At 40.3% G+C, this 1,666-nt stretch carries 3 protein-coding genes; 1 reads left to right on the forward strand and 2 read right to left on the reverse strand.

The window, feature by feature from the left end; genetic code table 11:
• Nucleotides 1-125 precede the first annotated feature (125 nt).
• Nucleotides 126-656: a helix-turn-helix transcriptional regulator gene (locus UIB65_RS02735; protein WP_330039600.1), complete on the reverse strand. Its 531-nt coding sequence runs from the start codon at nt 654-656 to the stop codon at nt 126-128.
• 143 nt (nt 657-799) lie between these two features.
• Nucleotides 800-1,285 (reverse strand): hypothetical protein, encoded by a 486-nt coding sequence (locus UIB65_RS02740; RefSeq protein ID WP_330039601.1) that lies wholly within the window; start codon nt 1,283-1,285, stop codon nt 800-802.
• Between the two features lie 188 nt (nt 1,286-1,473).
• On the opposite strand from UIB65_RS02740, the gene UIB65_RS02745 reads away from it, so the two are divergent.
• Nucleotides 1,474-1,666 (forward strand): hypothetical protein (locus UIB65_RS02745; protein WP_330039602.1); only part of this gene is annotated, 193 nt, incomplete at its 3' end.

Below are 1,666 nucleotides of genomic sequence, written 5' to 3' on the forward strand. Positions count from 1 at the left end.
ACCAAATACCAATGCAATCATTATCACAATGGCTACTCTGTTTTTCTTTTTATTCACTTTGGAAAACCTCCAGCTTAATAACTAAATAATTGTCAAATTGGAATTGGTAACACTCAAAAAATATATCAACGCTTGTTTTCTCTACGGGCCTTTTTCCATTGACCGATTTTATCAAAGGCACCCAAACAGTGCAGAGCATACAATGCCAATGAAGCAACGGAAAGACCGATAACAAAAGTCATGATATCACCACAAATTGCTTCGGGAATAATGCCATTGAGTCGGCCTTTGTGCTCGCTTCCAAATAACAAATAACTAATTAGCATCAAGCAGGTAGAGCCTGCCAACATTGTACGCAATCTCTCCTTGCGTTTGTTGCTTTCTTCGGTGGCATATTCTGCTACCTTTTTCAATGTATCCTTGGTTTCATTATCCATATTCTCGCTTTTCCTTTCTCCATCAATGATTTCGCAAATATCTACATCGTAGAAGTCGGCAAGTTCAATGAGCATTTCCACATCGGGCATATTGCTCCCAGTTTCCCATCGTGATACGGTTCGAGAGGAAACATAGAAATGTTCTGCAAGTTGTTCTTGGGTCAACCCTTTGTCCTTGCGAAGATGTTTTAGAAATTCACCCATTTTTTGTTGGTTCATTCACACCCCTCCTTTCGTGGAAATCATATCACTGGTCAATTAAGAAAACCACGACACAAAGCGAGAAATGCCGTGGTTTTGAGGTAGACACATCGTGTCCAGTATGTACTATTAACAAAATTGGAATTTGGCTAATTATCTTATTACCATTCGCGATCATAACGAATTTCATTCCAGCGGTATTCAATGCTTTTAGCGGTAAGTTCAAACTGACATTCTGCATAAACTCCAGATTTCTTTTTCCATATCCAGCATTGGTATAGGGAAGATATGGCTGCGTGGTATTCGGTAATAAACTCCAACTCATATTTTCCGGTCTGGAACATTTTAAGGAATATAGGGTGTTCTGGTTGCAATCTGCGGCAAAAAACAGGCTTCCCCAATATACAAAATGTTTTATATATATCGATAGCGTCAAACGGCGCTTCCTTGAAAGCTCCGCGAATACACAACTGAGCAGGTCCGGTTTTTATTGGACGATCGTGATTAATATGCTTGTTGGCTGGTGTAATCCAGAAGCCATCCGGAAAATCAAAAATCAAATTGCTGCCTTCCATAGTGATGGAAGTAGCTTTGCAATCATGCAGACTGATCGTGTTATATGCATCAAGTTCTGTGTATTTCCACATAGAGCAAAACTCCTTTACTCAGATTCAAACGATGCGAACTGTTAGACAAATTCAAGTTTTGTGAACTGTCTAATTCTATTATATTCAGAGCGATATTGAAAATCAATTCCAATTATAAAAGGGAATGTACCCTACGTCTAATTCACCCACAAATGTGAAAGTCAGAAAATATATAGGAGGTGAGATCTGTGAACTATTTGAATGACCCCCACTACGATGTGGACGAGGCTCAGCTGGACCATTTTGACCAAAGTGCTGCCAAACGGCAGCGGTATCAGCTTTGGAAAGAACGGCTGGATCAGGTGGAACTGCAAATTGAAAAAGACGAAGCAGCGCCCGATCCGGATGCAGATCTCTCTCCGAAAAAGAAGCGGCTGAAGC

It is taken from the genome of Methanobrevibacter sp. (assembly GCF_036307625.1).
GTDB lineage: Archaea > Methanobacteriota > Methanobacteria > Methanobacteriales > Methanobacteriaceae > Methanocatella.